Origin of the sequence: Tunturibacter empetritectus, assembly GCF_040358985.1 — a bacterium.
Classification (GTDB): Bacteria; Acidobacteriota; Terriglobia; order Terriglobales; family Acidobacteriaceae; genus Edaphobacter; species Edaphobacter empetritectus.
The window spans coordinates 2,250,865-2,266,114 of record NZ_CP132932.1; the positions used below are offsets into that span (position 1 = coordinate 2,250,865).

At 59.7% G+C, this 15,250-nt stretch carries 17 protein-coding genes; 4 read left to right on the forward strand and 13 right to left on the reverse strand.

Translation table 11 applies throughout. The annotated features are described in order from the left end of the window. Positions 1–6: 6 nt before the first annotated feature. From purL to dut, 3 genes are all read right to left on the reverse strand, one after another. Complete coding sequence (purL, locus tag RBB75_RS09405; RefSeq protein ID WP_353070275.1) at positions 7–2,526, reverse strand: phosphoribosylformylglycinamidine synthase subunit PurL; 2,520 nt, start codon at positions 2,524–2,526, stop codon at positions 7–9. Between the two features lie 224 nt (positions 2,527–2,750). Further along, the gene (locus RBB75_RS09410; protein WP_179640549.1) at positions 2,751–3,647 is read right to left on the reverse strand and encodes a DUF5996 family protein; all 897 of its coding nucleotides are present in this window, start codon (positions 3,645–3,647) and stop codon (positions 2,751–2,753) included. Positions 3,648–3,704: 57 nt separating this feature from the next. Continuing rightward, a complete protein-coding gene (gene dut, locus RBB75_RS09415) occupies positions 3,705–4,157 on the reverse strand; it encodes a dUTP diphosphatase (protein WP_179640550.1) in 453 nt (150 codons plus the stop codon). Positions 4,158–4,342: 185 nt separating this feature from the next. Between dut and RBB75_RS09420 the strand changes: the two genes are divergently transcribed. Beyond that, positions 4,343–4,837, forward strand: a complete 495-nt coding sequence (locus RBB75_RS09420) for a hypothetical protein (protein ID WP_353070276.1) — start codon at positions 4,343–4,345, stop codon at positions 4,835–4,837. Positions 4,838–4,905: 68 nt separating this feature from the next. Here RBB75_RS09420 and RBB75_RS09425 read toward each other — a convergent pair whose 3' ends face one another. Further along, entirely contained in the window at positions 4,906–5,394 is a 489-nt protein-coding gene (locus RBB75_RS09425) for a hypothetical protein (protein ID WP_353070277.1), read from the reverse strand. Between the two features lie 300 nt (positions 5,395–5,694). Between RBB75_RS09425 and RBB75_RS09430 the strand changes: the two genes are divergently transcribed. Further along, positions 5,695–5,976: a hypothetical protein gene (locus RBB75_RS09430; RefSeq protein WP_179640553.1), complete on the forward strand. Its 282-nt coding sequence runs from the start codon at positions 5,695–5,697 to the stop codon at positions 5,974–5,976. Here the strand turns inward: RBB75_RS09430 and RBB75_RS09435 are convergent. From RBB75_RS09435 to RBB75_RS09450, 4 genes are all read right to left on the reverse strand, one after another. Next, positions 5,973–6,923: an aldo/keto reductase gene (locus tag RBB75_RS09435; protein WP_179640554.1), complete on the reverse strand. Its 951-nt coding sequence runs from the start codon at positions 6,921–6,923 to the stop codon at positions 5,973–5,975. The genes RBB75_RS09430 and RBB75_RS09435 overlap by 4 nt on opposite strands. A 205-nt stretch (positions 6,924–7,128) precedes the next feature. Beyond that, positions 7,129–7,956 (reverse strand): rhomboid family intramembrane serine protease, encoded by an 828-nt coding sequence (locus RBB75_RS09440; RefSeq protein ID WP_353070278.1) that lies wholly within the window; start codon positions 7,954–7,956, stop codon positions 7,129–7,131. A gap of 58 nt (positions 7,957–8,014) precedes the next feature. Further along, positions 8,015–8,452: a hypothetical protein gene (locus RBB75_RS09445; RefSeq protein WP_353070279.1), complete on the reverse strand. Its 438-nt coding sequence runs from the start codon at positions 8,450–8,452 to the stop codon at positions 8,015–8,017. A 74-nt stretch (positions 8,453–8,526) separates the two neighbouring features. Next, positions 8,527–10,074 (reverse strand): M20/M25/M40 family metallo-hydrolase, encoded by a 1,548-nt coding sequence (locus RBB75_RS09450; RefSeq protein WP_353070280.1) that lies wholly within the window; start codon positions 10,072–10,074, stop codon positions 8,527–8,529. Positions 10,075–10,243: 169 nt separating this feature from the next. On the opposite strand from RBB75_RS09450, the gene RBB75_RS09455 reads away from it, so the two are divergent. Then, the gene (locus RBB75_RS09455) at positions 10,244–10,444 is read left to right on the forward strand and encodes a hypothetical protein (RefSeq protein WP_179640557.1); all 201 of its coding nucleotides are present in this window, start codon (positions 10,244–10,246) and stop codon (positions 10,442–10,444) included. 38 nt (positions 10,445–10,482) lie between these two features. Then, positions 10,483–10,869: a carboxypeptidase-like regulatory domain-containing protein gene (locus RBB75_RS09460; protein ID WP_179640558.1), complete on the forward strand. Its 387-nt coding sequence runs from the start codon at positions 10,483–10,485 to the stop codon at positions 10,867–10,869. 161 nt (positions 10,870–11,030) lie between these two features. Here the strand turns inward: RBB75_RS09460 and RBB75_RS09465 are convergent, their stop codons facing one another. From RBB75_RS09465 to RBB75_RS09485, 5 genes are all read right to left on the reverse strand, one after another. Then, positions 11,031–11,510, reverse strand: a complete 480-nt coding sequence (locus RBB75_RS09465; protein WP_353070281.1) for a ferritin-like domain-containing protein — start codon at positions 11,508–11,510, stop codon at positions 11,031–11,033. Positions 11,511–11,692: 182 nt separating this feature from the next. Next, positions 11,693–12,589: a UTP--glucose-1-phosphate uridylyltransferase GalU gene (gene galU, locus RBB75_RS09470; RefSeq protein WP_353070282.1), complete on the reverse strand. Its 897-nt coding sequence runs from the start codon at positions 12,587–12,589 to the stop codon at positions 11,693–11,695. 150 nt (positions 12,590–12,739) lie between these two features. After that, positions 12,740–13,072, reverse strand: a complete 333-nt coding sequence (locus RBB75_RS09475; RefSeq protein WP_353070283.1) for a HigA family addiction module antitoxin — start codon at positions 13,070–13,072, stop codon at positions 12,740–12,742. A gap of 48 nt (positions 13,073–13,120) precedes the next feature. Beyond that, complete coding sequence (locus RBB75_RS09480; RefSeq protein ID WP_179640562.1) at positions 13,121–13,411, reverse strand: type II toxin-antitoxin system RelE/ParE family toxin; 291 nt, start codon at positions 13,409–13,411, stop codon at positions 13,121–13,123. Between the two features lie 37 nt (positions 13,412–13,448). Continuing rightward, a complete protein-coding gene (locus RBB75_RS09485) occupies positions 13,449–15,245 on the reverse strand; it encodes a DUF885 domain-containing protein (RefSeq protein WP_353070284.1) in 1,797 nt (598 codons plus the stop codon). Positions 15,246–15,250 lie beyond the last annotated feature (5 nt).

Here is a 15,250-nt window from a genome sequence, read left to right on the forward strand (position 1 = left end):
GATCGCTCATGCCGTCACCACCTCTGCGGCCAACTGTTCTTCCAGAGCGCCTGTCCACGATCCCTTCAGTGCGGCGATTGGTTCATCAATCACTTTCTTCCCATTGATTACACACTCGTAGTTGCCTGCGGTGACCTCTCCCAGCGGAGCCATCCACATCTTTGGATGCGCAGCCAACTCGGCCCGAATCGCTTCTACCCGTTCTGGATCTGCGGAAACTATCACCGAAGAGCTAATCTCGCTGAAGAACCGCTCCTTCAACGCAAACGGCTCGGTCTCAGAGACGTTCATCGATACGCGTAGACCCAACTCGCGAGGGAAGCACGCCTTCGCCAACGCAACTGCCGAGCCGCCATCCGAGATGTCAGTTGCCGAAGCCAGCAGGCCCTTCGCCGAGAGGGCTGCAAGAGCCTTATGCAAGGCAGCCTCTTCCGTCAGGTTCAACAAAGGTGGAGCGCCCCAAAGCTCGTGCATCACGGTCTTCGCATACTCGGTCGATCCAAACTCCCTCTCGATTTTCCGTCCTTCACCTTGAAACGCCGAGAGGAACAGGATCGCGTCTCCCGCTTTGCGAAAAGCGGAGGGTACAGCTTTTGTCACATCGTCGATGATGCCAACGATTCCCAAGACCGGCGTCGGATAGATTCCCTCACCTTTGGTCTCGTTGTAGAGCGAGACATTGCCACCTGTAACCGGAGTTCCCAGAGCGATGCAAGCCTCGGCAATCCCATCGATCGCCTGTGAGAGCTGCGCCATAATCTCAGGCTTCTCCGGATTGCCAAAGTTCAGGCAGTTGGTAGCCGACACCGGCATCGCGCCCGTGCAGGCGACCTTTCGGGCAGCTTCGGCGACTGCATGCATCGCGCCCAGCTTCGGGTCGAGATAGGTCCAGCGTCCGTTGCCCGCGAGCGCCATCGCCAATCCGCGATCGCCCTTTACGGTGTCGGTGAACTCGTGCGAAGCGTCCGGCGCGACGACGGGGTTCGCTGCATCCTGGTTGTCGGTGGCAAGTGTTGCCTCGCCCTTGGGGGTCGAAGAGGCCACCAGGTCTGCTAACTTGCCGAGCAATCCTTGATGACGCGCTGCTCCAGCGCTCTTGCCGGTGCCTTTGATCCGGATCACGCCGGCCTCACCACCGGGACCCTGCACCGTGTTGGTCTGGACCATCGAGTCGTACTGCTCGAAGACCCAACGTTTGTCGCAGATATTCGCGCTCGCCAGCAGCTTCTTCAAGTCCGCTGTGTAATCACTTGGCTTCTTCAACTCTTCCAGCACGTGGGCTGGAGGATCGAGCGGCACCGGAGCCTTCCAGACGCCAACCGGGCGGTGGTAGAGCGGGGCATCATCGGTGAGCGAGCGATTCGGGATATCCGCGACGAGCTCGCCATGCTGCGTGATCACCATATTCGGCTTCTCGGTCACGACTCCGACGATCGAAGCATCGAGACCCCACTTGGCGAAGACATCCAGAACTTCCTGCGCTCGGGGCCTGTCGGCCACCAGTAGCATTCGCTCCTGCGACTCGGACAACATAATCTCGTAGCTCGACATTCCTGTCTCACGCTGCGGGACCAGATCCAGCTCCACTGTCAAACCAAGATCGCCACGAGCACCCATCTCGCAGGTCGAGCAGGTTAGACCAGCAGCGCCCATATCCTGAATCCCGAGGACTGCGCCGGTCGCCATCGCCTCAAGGCAGGCCTCGAGCAGCAGCTTCTCCAGGAACGGATCGCCCATCTGCACGTTGGGCCGCTTCTGCTCCGAGCCTTCGGTGAACTCTTCGCTCGCCATTGTGGCTCCGTGGATTCCATCGCGGCCTGTCTTGGCGCCGACGTAGATCACTGGATTGCCAACGCCGGTGGCCTTTGCGTAGAAGATCTCATCGCTGCGCACCAACCCGAGGGCGAACGCGTTCAGCAGTGGATTGCCGGAGTAGCAGGCTTCAAAGCGCGTCTCCCCGCCAACGTTCGGGACGCCGAAGCAGTTTCCATAGCCTGCGACGCCATGCACGACGCCGGTGGCGATCTGGTGATTCCTGCGGCGCAGGGCTTCATCCGGCTCAGCCTCATCGAGTGGTCCAAAGCGCAGCGAATCCATTACGGCCAAAGGACGCGCGTTCATGGTGAAGATGTCGCGGAGGATCCCGCCTACACCCGTGGCTGCACCCTGATAAGGCTCGATGTAGCTGGGATGGTTGTGCGATTCGATCTTGAACGCGCAGGCCCACCCGTCGCCTACATCGATGATTCCGGCGTTCTCTCCGGGGCCCTGCACCACGCTTCCCGGCCCGGTCTTGCGCTCGCCCTTGGTGGGCAACCGCTTGAGATGCACTCGCGATGACTTGTAGGAGCAGTGCTCGGACCACATCACCGAGAAGATCCCTAACTCAGTCAGGGACGGGGTACGTCCGAGGGCTGCTTCGATGCGCGTGTACTCGTCCGGGGTGATACTGTGCTGCTTGAGCAGCGCCGGAGTAATGGTAGCTGGGGAGGGGGCTTTGTCTTGCTGGGCTTGCAGATTTGGCATGGCTCGCTACTTAAGATTGTCGCACGTTGGAAAAACGCTGTCCTGCCGGACGGCCCTCCTGCGCGGAGGGCGGGCGTTCGCACGCCTTTTTAGAGCTTCGCGTGGTCCTTCCGTTGGTCGGAATGATGATTCCTCGCGACCAACGGGAGCGCCAAGCGAAGCGGTATACCCATCACGAAGTGATCGCCTCGCGCGTAGCGAGCCTGTCCGGCAGACACTTCCACTCAACGCCGCTCGAGCGCGGCGCGATCCCACCTTGCGACATCGGCAGCTGCGCTGTAGGAGCTCTCCAGAAAGTCCATCACCGCCTTCTCCGGAGAGGCCAGCGCACGTACTACGTTGTATTTGAAGACAAACTCTCCCAACGCTTTATCCCAACCTGCGCCATCGGGCCGAATCTTCGCATCGGCGAGGCCGTCGGGCACTGGAGCTGCGTAGCAGTAGAACGCCGCTGTACCGTAGCCACCGTTGCCTGGCCAGAATCCGGCTGAGATGACCTCGTGGGAGTACGCCTCGCGCTGAATGCTGTCCGCTCCTGGCCGGGGCGGCGCGGGCCTGCCGGAGAACCGGGTGACTGCGAGATCGAAGCTCCCCCAGAAGAAGTGCACGGGGCTTACCTTGCCGAGGAAAGCTGTGCCCCAGGCGCGAAAGACCTTCTCTGCGTGGGCTAACACCTGCCAGAAGCGATGCGCATAGTCCGGATCATAGGAGGCGTGCTCGGTGTCGAGATCGAACCTGATCGGCTTCGCCAGCTCGCAGGGCATGGGATCGATCTTCACTGCGACGCCCAGCTCCTTCAGGCATCCGAGATACTCTGCATAGAAGTCGGCGACGCTGCGGGGCCTCAGCTTCATTGTCTGGTTTGCGCCGGAGCTCATGCGGAGATGGAGCTCATGGGCGACGAAGTCGAACTCGATGTCGAGCACGTCGTCTTCGTAGTCCATCGCCGAGGTGCCCAGTCCGCGGGCGGTGACGTAGAGGGGCACATTCCACCAGTGGTTCTGGAGTGGAGTCAGAGCCAGGCGGGTCTTGCCGACGATCTGGGTCCACATGTGCAGGGTATCGGCGGTGTCTGCCCAATCACTCCACGCAAGCTCAGGCCACTGCGCGACTCCACTCATAACGTCCTCCTGAATTCCCAAGACCAGTAGCGGAAAGCATACGCCGCGGCGGGGAATCTAGCTTCCGGTGCTGCCGAAGCCGTTTGCTCCGCGTGGAGCTGCGACGAGCTCGCTTACTTCTTCGAAGGCTGCTTCGATCCGGCGCACGATGCGCAGCTGAGCGATCCTGTCTCCAGGGTTGATCTCTACTGCTTTCGTGCTCAGGTTGGTCATTACGACCTTGATCTCGCCGCGATACCCCGGGTCGATGACGCCGGCCAGGGTGGTGACTCCTTTTACGGCGAGTCCGGAGCGGTCTTCGACCAGCGCTCCATGGGTGGAGGGGAACTCCATTGCCACGCCCGTTGCTACCGGCATCGTGGTTCCGGCGTCGAGGGTTGCGGCTGCGACTGCGTAAAGATCCGCAGCGAGATCTCCGAACTCTCCGGTGTGAGCGTACCTGGGCAGCTGAGCCTCGGGCTGCAACTTCACCACGCGAATCCGCACGACATCTCCTGGCTCCAGCGCCATCAAAAGCCTCCAAAAAACTTCGACCGAACTCTATTTTTACCCGAATCGGAGTTGGGGACCGTTTATCCACATCCCGCGCCGCATCTTACGTTTTGATATCCCACCTTTGGGGGAGAACCACGGGTTCATTTTTCGTCTTTTCCTCGCTCATCGGGCGTCCAATAAGGAGCGAGGGACGTCTTGATATGCAGTGCCCGAAACAACAGGAGAGCCGTATCGTGGCCATCAACGCCGAACAGCTGACTGCAACTCCTTTGCGCGTCATCACTGACCCTACGCCGACCGTCTGGTTGAAGCGCCTGATCGACAGCGGCACCCTTTATATCCCGCAGAACCTGAATCCCAGCCAGTTTGCTACGCTGCAGGCCATTACGCTGCTGCTGTCGCATCCGGGGTCGCGTTATGCGGCTTGCCGGCTGGACGCCAGCCTGACCACGAGCGCGGGCGAGGCCGAGGTCGATGCTCCGGCTCCTCCGATCTCCTTCGACTATCGCCTGGGCCTGGACGAGCTTGAGACGATTACCCGCACTCGCACCGGCTACTCCTTCACGGAGCTCCACACCGACCTGCAGGACGCCATCCTGAGCCTGATCGCCACGCGCGACCTGATCAGCCGAAGGCTCGACCTTGCCCGCTGGCTCGCAGACCTCCATAGCCATACCCTGGCGCTGGCTGCCTAAGGGTTTTGCTGCGCTGGAGCCGGGCAACGAGGGGTTTAAAAGCCGGTTCCCAAGATCGGCCTTTCTTCCTAGTCTTCCTCGTCTTCGATATCGTCTTCGTCTTCTCCATCGTCGAGGGCCAGGTCGGCTCGGGGATCGTAGTCTTCGTCGATTTCAATGGTGGCTCCGGGCTGGGCCAGGTCGAGGCCTTCGGGACTAGACTCTACGTCGCGAACGACTCTGGCTGCGTAGGGTTTGGTGATGAGGCTGGAGGCGTTGTTGGAGGCGAGCTGCAGACCGTAGAGCAGGGCGGTGGCGCGGCGGATGTCGAGATTGCCGGTGGCGAGGGCGTTGATGACGGTGGAGAGAGCGACCTGGACGGACTCGCGGTCTTCTAGGGTGGTGAGCTCGATGTGCTGGCCGGCCATAAGGTAGCCTCGGGCGGCACCGGTGTAGCGGAACTTCTGGTGGCTTTGGTGGAGGCGGGAGTGGAAGTAGCACCAGGTCTGGCCGGTGAGCGATGGGGCCTGGCAGCGGGTGCCGTTGGCCTTGACATGGCGACAGAGCGTGTATTGCATGGGTTTCCTCCGGGGGTACCCCCCCTTATTGCCTGCGTGTAAGTCTTTTGGCTGCATGGAGATAGCGGGAGATTAGACCTCTAAATACGTGCAGGCAAAGGAGTTACGTGCAGATATGTGGCAGCAAAGGACTTAGCTCCTTTTGCTGGGTGATGGTGGTAAATACGGAAGCCCCGGCCTGTTGGCTCGGGGCTTTTGTGTTCTCTGCTTCTATTTTACGGCATGGAGGGAAACTAATACGCCACGGGTAAGTTGCTGTGTGGTTTGGGTTTGGCGGTTTTCGGGGCTTGACAAGATTTCTTGACAGGGTTTTATGGGCCGACCGCTGCGGGCAATGGCGAGGAGGCAAACCTTAGTGAGCAGGATGCAGGACCCGGCGAAAATCTAACAGCAACAGCAATGGCAAAAACAACAGCAACGGCAATGGCAAGAACAACAGCAACGGCAATGGCAAGAACAACAGCAAGATCTGGCAGGGTTGGATTCTACTTTCCCACTCATCGCAAAGAGCGCGATGAATGGGGCACCCGATTTTTTGGGGGAGGGAAAGGAGCGCGCGCTGCGAAACTACAAGTAATTTAGTAGGCGCTGGCTTGGGTGAGCTGGTTTAGGGCAGCTTGGTCGAGTTTGAGGTCTACGGCGGCGAAGAGGCTTTCGAGCTGGTCGGTGCTGGTGGCGCTAGCTATGGGTGCGGTGATGGTGGGTTGGGCGAGGAGCCAGGCGAGGGCGATGGAGGCTTGCTTCGCTCCGGTTTGTTCTGCGACTTCGTTGAGGGCTGCTAGGATTTTTTTGCCGCGGTCGTCGAAGTATTTTTCTACGCGAGAGCCTCGGTTCTTCCCTTTGGTATCTTCGATGGTCTTGTACTTGCCGGTGAGGAAGCCGCTGGCGAGGGAGAAGTACGGGACGACGCCGAGGTGGAATTTTTCCGCGATGGGGGCCAGGTTTTGTTCGTAGTCCTGGCGGTCGTAGAGGTTGTACTCGGGCTGGAGGGTTTGGTAGACGGGGAGGTTGCTGAGCTGGGCGAGTTCGACGGCCAGGGTGAGGCGTTGGGGTTTGTAGTTGGAGGCGCCGATGTGGCGGACTTTGCCTTGCTGGATGAGCTGCTGGTAGGCCTCGAGGGTTTCGTCGAGGGGCGTGGACTCGTCGTCCTTGTGGGACTGGTAGAGGTCGATGTGGTCGGTCTGGAGGCGGTGGAGGGAGGCTTCGACGGCTTCGAGGATGTATTTTTTGCTGAGGCCGGATTTGCCGTCGCCCATGTCCATCCCTACTTTGGTGGCGAGGACGATCTGGTCGCGTTTGCCTGATTGCTTGAACCAGTTGCCGAGGATGATTTCGGATTCGCCGCCGCGATGGCCGGCGACCCAGCGGGAGTAGACATCGGCGGTGTCGATGAAGTTGAAGCCGCGATCGGTGAAGGCGTCGAGGATGCTGAAGGAGGTGGGCTGGTCGATGGTCCAGCCGAAGACGTTGCCGCCTAGCATGAGGGGGACGATCTGGAGGTTGGTCTGGCCTAGGGGTCTGGTTTGCACGTGGTCCTCTGCGCTGTTCGATGCGGGGCAGGACGAAAGGATTCCGTTGCGCTTAGTCACCCCACAAACGAAGACCTGTTTGCGGAGTCGGCGGTCACTTTGTGACTTGTATACCGCTTCGGTTGGCGCTCCCGCTGGTCGCGATGAAATATGGTTCCGCTAGACAACCCTGCGGGGCCGTGCGCTCCATTTCATCCAGCGCCGGCTAGTTCATCCAGCGTTTGTCGTTGGGGTTCTTGCGGAGTTCGTCGGGGTCGACGTAGCGGCCGTCCTTGTCGAAGTGGACCTCGCGGTTCTGCTTCTTCATGTAGACCTCGAACTTGCGGGCGGCGCGGCGACGCTTCCAGCGGTAGTAGCGGTTGCGTACGCCGAAGTACTGCTCGGAGAGGCCGAAGGCGAGGCCGCGGCGGGGGGCGAACTTGACGTAGAGCGCGCCGCAGAGAGCGCCGGAGAGCTGGATGAGGGCGTTGAAGCTGTCGGCCTGTTTGAGGAGGATGGCGATGGCGATGAGGATGTAGATCGCGACCATGTACTTGGCCTTGATGCGGAGGACAAACCAGAGGAGAAACTCCTGATCGCCGAAGATCATGGCGATGGCGACCATGAGGCCGAAGATGCCGGACCAGGCGCCGGCGGCGACGATGTCGGGGCGCAGGCCGAGAACGTGGGTGAAGGAGATGGCGGAGGCGAGGATGGCGCCGCCGATTACGGAGGTGAGGTAGAGCTCGGCCAGCCAGCGGCCGCCGAAGGAGGGCTCGAGGAGGGAGCCGGTGAACCAGAGGGTGAGCATGCCGAAGAGGATGCCGAGGATGCCCTGTTCGACGAAAGAGTAGGTGAGGAGTTGCCAGATTTCGCCGTGGAGGACGGCGAGGGGCTCGAGGATGACGTGGGCGAGGAGGACGGCTTGAAGTCCCGGGGCGAGCCAGCGGAGGAGAAGCAGGCCGAAGAAGGCGCCGACGTTCAGAAGGATGAGCTTGCGGGTGGTGCCTTCGAAGGCGGGAAGAGCGAGCGAGATGGGGCCGGAACGGGGCATGGGTGCTTTCTTATTTCATCATAGGCTTGTGGTCGAGGGATGAAGTCGCGGATTTTCTTCAACTGCCAGCAGTTTTTAATTCTGCCGAACCGCTGAGTTTTTCGTCGATTAGCCTCAGTTCTGCAAGGAAGCTGTCTAAGCTCGCAGGCTCGAAATCTACAATCGCAGTCGCAGATTGAGTTCCTTCCTGATCTCTGTAGTCGCCTTCTATGGTCGCGCGGAAAACGGAATGGCCAGCCAAGTCCTTGCAATAAAATTGCAATTGCACTGCTCCCCCAGCGTATTTGGATCCAAAGGCTCCAAATACTACCTCTCGAGCGTCTTTAGAATTGTTTGGAAATCCTTGCAGTGTGGCTGCTGCTTCCAATAACTGACCTCTTCCGACGTAAACATCCGCGCTACCGGAGAATTTTTTGTTGCCGGCAGTGATGTGTAGTTCGATCACGTCGTTGTCGTGATAGAGGTAAGTGCATTTAATGCCAGTTCTAATCGACAATCCAACCTCGCCTTCAATTCGAGACTAATCGGCTTGCGCCGGGAAATGATCAATTGCACAGAGCAAATCGGATGCTACTGGTTTATCGACGGTTTGGTTGTGGGGGCTAGTTGCTGGTTTCGCTGTGGGGTGGGCAGGACGGCTATGCTGCGGTGGCCGGCTGGGTCTACGGAGCGGACGGCGAAGACTACGTTGTCTTTGGAGATGGCCAACTTGAGGCTTAGGGCGGAGCCGGCGGATTCGGAGTCGGTCCAGACGGGCTGGTCAGTCTCGCGAAAGACGACCTCGTAGGTGGTGTTGGCGGGAGCGCCGGCGGGAGGCTGCCAGGTGAGCTCCGTGTTGTTGTCGAGAGCGGGGGTGAGGATGCGGACGTTCTGCGGCTGGCCGGGCGCTGAGGCGAGGGTGGCGAGGGTGGCGGCGTTGAGACGGGCTACGTTGGCGACGTAGGAGAAGTCGACGTACTGGAGGAGGTCACCGTATTGGGTGCCGTCTTCGGTGCGAACGTTCTGGTGCTGGTGGTCGAAGTTTTCGGTCCACTCGGTGAAGCGGACGGCGGCAAAGCCCTCCTGGTTGAAGCTGGTGTGGTCGCCGCCGCGGAGGAAACGGTCGCGACGGAAGATGAGGACAGGGTGGAAGGCGGGGACCATGCGCATGAGGTTGTTGTGGACGCGGCTGCCTGGGGGGTTGGGCGCATGCTGCGAGGTGGGGCGGAGGTAGGTGGAGGAGACGTCGACGATGGCGCGGGCCAGCTCGCGGGAGGGGGAGTCGCCTTCGGCCCCGAGGGATTCGATGGCGCGGAGCTGCTCGGGGGTGGCGTTGGCGGGGATGCCTTCGGAGAAGACGCGGACGGTGGTCTTGTCCTGGAAGTTTGGGGGTGTGGAGTTGCCGGGGGTGGTGTCGCCGCCGACGATGTCGTTGTTGAGGACGGCTTCTAGCTGCCAGTGTTCTTCGCGGGCGAGTTTGGCGAGGTGGGCGCTGCCGTTGAGACCCTGCTCTTCGCCGGCTACGGCTACGAAGACGATGGTGCTGGGGAACTTTAGTTTGGAGAGGACGCGGGCGGACTCGAGGGAGACGGCTACTCCGCTGGCGTCGTCGTTAGCTCCGGGGGCTGGGTCGTGGGTGTTTTCGTTTTTGGAGTTGCGAGAGTCGTAGTGGCCGGTGACAAGGACCATGCGGGCGGCCTGGGCGGGGTCGGTGCCGCGGAGGATGGCGTAGACGTTTGAGATCTTTGTGGGTTTGGTGATGCGGGCGTTGGGCGCGGTGCCGGCGGGTTCGGTGAAGGTGTCGCGTTTGACTTCGAGGCAGTTGCTGCAGGCGGCGGAGATGGATTTGAACTCGGATTCGATCCAATCGGCTGCGGCGTTGACGCCGGTGTTGGGGGCGAGGTCGGTGTCCAGGCTGGAGAGAGTGCTCCGGTTGTTGAAGGAGACGAGTTTGGTGATGGTGGCTTTGATGTGGTCGGGTGAGACTTGGGCGAGGGCGGCGGCGATGGCGGGGTCGGCCGGTGCGGGGGTGATGGGTTTGCCGGTGGGGAGTGGTTGTTGCGCGTGAAGGAGGGTGCAGGCGAGAGCAGAGGTTGCGAGGAGGCGAGAGAGGGCTGGGCGTGCGGATCGAGCGATCACGAAATTTCTCCTTGTGCAAAAAACCGAAGTACGGGGTAGATCGTATGCTTGACGTGGGAGCGGGAGGGCCGCTAAATAATAGCAAGGGTAAATAGCAAGGACGTCCCCGGGGATGTTCCTGTAATCCTATAGACGGGCGAGTGGGCCCAAAGATCCTGGAGGCACGATCATGGCTGTTGTTTGTCCTGAATGCGATAACCCGATTGTGGTTGACGTAGATGAGGTGGAAGAGGGAGAGACGGTGCAGTGCGATGAGTGCGGCGTCGATCTCGAGGTGGTTTCTGTGGATCCGCTGGAGCTGGCGGCTGTCGACGAGGCGGGTTATGACGATGAAGATGTGACGCATACCGACGAAGAGGAAGAGGAGTAACGGCTGATCTGGATGGGGATAGCCGTATACTGAAAACTATGAAGCGTACCGGGTTCTTGCTCCGTTCGTCTGCTGGTAAAGTGATCCTCGCCTTTTGTTCGATGGTGGTTGTCGCGGGTGCTGTGCTGTCGGTCTATGCGGTGGCGGAGCAGCGGGGCCCTGTGCAGCGGGTTGTGCAGGGCAAGGTGATGGATAGCGGCGGGGCGATTGTGAAGGGTGCGGTGGTTTATCTGAAGGATGACCATAGCCTGACGGTGAAGAGCTACTTTTCCGATGACGAGGGCGGCTACCGGTTTGGGCAGCTGGCGCAGAATACCGACTATGAGATCTGGGCGGAGAGTAATGGGAAGAAGAGCGCCGTGAAGACGATCAGCTCGTTCGATAACAAGAATCAGTTTTTTATTGATTTGAAGATTGGGAAGTAGCTCGCCCTGGTCTCGTACAGATAAAAGATATGTCCTGCCGGACGGGCCTCCTGCGCGGAGTGCGGTCACTTCGTGACTTGTATACCTTGTCCTGGTTTGGTCGACATGCTTGGTCCTCCCTTTGGTCGGAAGGAGGACCTTTGGCTGGTTGCGGGAACGCGCTAGTCGGCGATGCCTGGGTTGGGTGGGTCTACGCCCAGGGCTGTGGCTAAGGCGATGAGGTGGTCCTGCTCTTGCATGAGGATCTCGCGGATAGATTCGCCGATGGCGAACTCGTTGAGCTCGTCACACTGCCGGATGCGGCGGCGATAGTTTCGGATGGTCTCGGTCTCGTTTTCGAGGTCAAAGCTGAGCATGTCCTCGTTCTTTTCTGAGGTCTTTACAGGCTTCGGGGTGACGGAGGGCATGCCGCCGAGATAGTCGATGTGGTTGGCCAAGGCGATGGCGTGGGCAAGCTCTTCGGTGGCGTGGACCGCGAGCTCGTCGGCGATGTTCATGTACTGGGCGCCTTTGAGGACCTGCGAATAGTTCACGTAGGCGATGATGGCCTGATATTCGCGGGAGAGATCTTCGTTGAGGAGGTCGATTAGTTTTTCGCGGGTGATGGCGGTGGGTGTTGCGCTTGCTTTTTGGTCTGACATGAATTCTCCAGTTGATTCTGCGGTAATGGTCTCGCTTGTGAGATGCAGGAATGGAAGTGCACGTTGGGGCGGCGACGGACGAATCGGCTCGCTGCGTTAACAGCTGCGACAGCAGATTCCTCCGCGTTGTTGCGGAATGACCAAGGACAGCCAGATAAACAGCAATGCCAGCAAACGGGTAGCTAAACGGGGAAGGACTGTAGCCAGGTGCGGAAGGCTGGGCCCAGGTCTTTGTGTTTGAGAGCGTACTCTACGGTGGCGCGGAGGTAGCCTTGTTTGTCGCCGGCGTCGTGACGCTTGCCTTCGTAGACGAAGCCGTAGACTTTTTCGTGCTGGAGGAGGGCCTTGATGCCGTCGGTGAGCTGGAGTTCTCCGCCTGCGCCGGGGGTGATGTGCTCGAGCATGTCGAAGATGCGCGGGGTGAGAATGTAACGGCCGATGATCGCATTCTGCGAGGGCGCGTCTTCGGGTTTGGGTTTTTCGACGAGATTTTTGACGGCGAGCAAGCGCGGGTTTTTGGGGTCGGGCGTGCAGTCGAGGCAGCCGTAGTTCTGGATGGCCGCGCCTTCGACGATCTCTGAGCCGAGGATGCTGGACATCTCTCCGTTCGCGGCTTGGGTTTCGTTGAACGCTTCGACCATCTGCTTCATGCAGGGGGTGGTGGCGTCGACGAGGTCGTCGGGGAGGAGGACGGCAAAGGGCTCGTTGCCGACGAGCTCTTTGGCCATGAGGACGGCGTGTCCGAGGCCGAGGGGTTCGGGCTGGCGGGTGTAGGTGATCTTGGCGAGTTTAGAGACCGAGCGGGCGATTTCGAGGAGGGCGGTTTTGTTCTTGGCGGCGAGGGAGGCTTCGAGCTCGGGGCTGGAGTCGAAGTGATCTTCCATGGTGGACTTGCCGCGGCCGGTGACGATGATGATCTCGGTGCAGCCGGCGGCTACGGCCTCTTCGACGCCATACTGGATGAGCGGCTTGTCGACGAGACATAGCATCTCTTTGGGCATGGCTTTGGTGGCGGGAAGGAAGCGGGTGCCCATCCCTGCGGCAGGGAAGACGGCTTTGCGGATTTTTTGGGGAGTCATGTTTGATGTCATCAATTTTGTTGGATGCAGGTTGACTTTGAAAATGCTAACAGGGCTGGAGGAATGGTGGAATAGCCCGATCGGGTCGGGAAGAAAGTTGGATCTTTGAAATCAGTAGGGCAGCTTTTATGGGCGGTTGGGCTAAGGAGACTATGCCGTAAGTGCGGGGTTGAGTTTGTACGATTTTTTTATCGGCTTGGCCCGCTGAATGCGCGATAGACGTTTGGGGGTGTGCATGGCTTCCCACAGATCTGTCCGGCGCTGTGTGTTCAGCCAGAAGTTGGCGGAGTTGCCGAAGACACGCCCCAGGATCAAGGCAGTATCTGCGGTGATGGCGCGGCGGTTACGGCACAGCTCATTGATATGTTTCCGTGGCAGTCCCGCTTTTTCTGCTAACTCGATCTGAGTTATGTTGAGCGGTTCCATGAACTCTTCCGTCAACATCTCACCTACTGTGACTGGCTTTCTTTTTGTGTTCAACATAGAGGTTCTCCGATACCGGCTTCCAGATTCAAACTGACAGCATGATGTTCAGCGATAAGAATGATTGTCTAAGTAGACTTGAGCAGCTTTGCCGCCGCTCCATTGGAATACCAGCCGCCATTGATTGTTGACCCTGATTGAGTGCCAATCCTCCAATTTACCTTTCAACTTCTCGAAGTGGTTGCTGGGTGGGACGCGAAGGTCTGCGTCGCTGGTTGCATCGTCGAGCAACTGCAATTTGCGGAATAGCCTGTCTTCGAGGTCGGCAGGGATTCTCTTCGAACGAGTATCGTTTTCGAAGAAGTTCCTGAGCCAGGTTTCGCGCCAACTCGTAATCATTGTACGGCACTGTACCACACAGCGGTACAGTGTCCTATTACAGGACGGGGGAGTCGTCGTGGAGCATGGCTTTGCGGACGATTTTGATGGGGGCGAATCCCTGACGCATGAAGTTGTCGTGGAAGTCCTGGAGGTTGAAGGCTGCGCCTTGTTTTTTCATCATGTCGGCGCGGAGCTTCATGATTTGGAGCTTGCCGAGGGTGTAGTAGAGGTAAGTGGCGTCGGCGGTGCCACGCTTGGTTTCGACGAGGCCGACGGAGTGGGACTGATAGCCGTCGGTGACGAAGAAGTTGACGGCCTGGTCGATCGTCCACTGACCTCCGGGGGTGCCCAGGCCGGTGTGGAGCTTGATGGAGTTGACGAAGCGGGCGTCGCGGAGGAGGGCGTCCTGAATCTGGCCGAGGCGGATGAGTTTGGCTTCGCGCTCGTTCTGCGCGCCGGTGCCGGGTTGGCCGTAGCCCTGGTCGAGCATCATCTGCTCGGTGTAGTGAGCCCAGCCTTCGATATTGGTGCTGGCGCCGAGGATCTTGCGAATGGTAGAGGGGAACTGCGGGGTCCAGAGGAACTGGATGTAGTGGCCGGGGTAGGCCTCGTGGACACTGGTGGAGATGATGGTGCCGACGTTGAACTCGGACATGTGTTCGGCGATGTGTTCGGGAGTCCAGGTTTTTTCAGGCAGCGTGACGTTGAAGTAGGCCTTGGTGGAGTGGGTCTCGAAGGGGCCGGGCGGGTCCATGGAGGCCGAGGTGGTGGCGCGCTCGAAGGGCGGGGTCTCCTCTAAGGTGGGCTCGACCTTGGAGGGGATGGTGATGATGTGGTGGGTGTTGATGAAGTCGATGAGGCTGGAGAAGGTGTCGTTGAAGGTGCTGAGGAGCTTGTCGGGTGCGGGGTGGATGGTGGCTAGTTCGGCGAGGACTTGTTGCGGGGTTTTGGTGGGGTCGACTTCTTTCGCGACGCGGGCGAACTCGGCCTGGTTTTTGTGCAGGTCGGCGTAGGCGATCTCGAGGAGGTGATCGAGGGGGATGTCTACCATCTCGTCGTAGCTGAGTTTTTTGGCGAAGGTGTCGGCGCCGAACTTGAAGTCGCCGTTGGAGCGAGGGAGGAGATCGGATTTGAGCCAGGCTTCGTAGGACTTGAGGGCTTCGATGACAGCGGCGTTCGATTTGGCGAAGGCGGACTTGGTGTCGGGGTCGGTGGCGTCAGTGAATGCGGAGGGGACGTCGTTCTGGAAGAAGCTTATGTCGCCGTCGAGTTGTTCCAGGGCTATTTCGGTGTAGATGTGCGGAGGGTTTTTGAGATTTTTGCGAGCTTCGAGGAGGACCTGCGGCATCTGGTCTTCGCGGGCTATGAGGGATTTGAGGCGTGTGTCGGCGGAGGCGTAGGGCCGCTCCATGATGACGAAGGCGGAGGCGGTGATGCCGGTGGAGTAGTTGTCGGGATTCTTCTCCCAGGGGCGGATGACCTCGAGGGTGAGGAGGGTGCTGCGGATGTTGTTGAGGAGGATGGCGCGGTCGCCGGCTACGGAGGCGTCGAGTGCGGAGGGGTCGATGGCTTCGACTTTCTTCTCGTAGGTGTGGAGAGCGGCGATTTGTTTCTGGATGTTGGCGGCGGAGTAGTCTTCGAGCTTGTCGTCGTACTGATGGAGGCCCGCGGAGGTGCCGGCGGTGGGGCCGAAGTGGAAGTAGACGTCGGAGAAGTACTGGTCGGCGAGGTAGTTGAAGGTCTGAACGCCGCCGTCGGCTGAAACATGCTGGGCTTGGGCGAGCCGCATGCCGGGGAGGAGGGCGAGAGCGGCGACGAAGAGAGCTTTGGAGGCAAAGATGCGGCTGGTCATGAGGT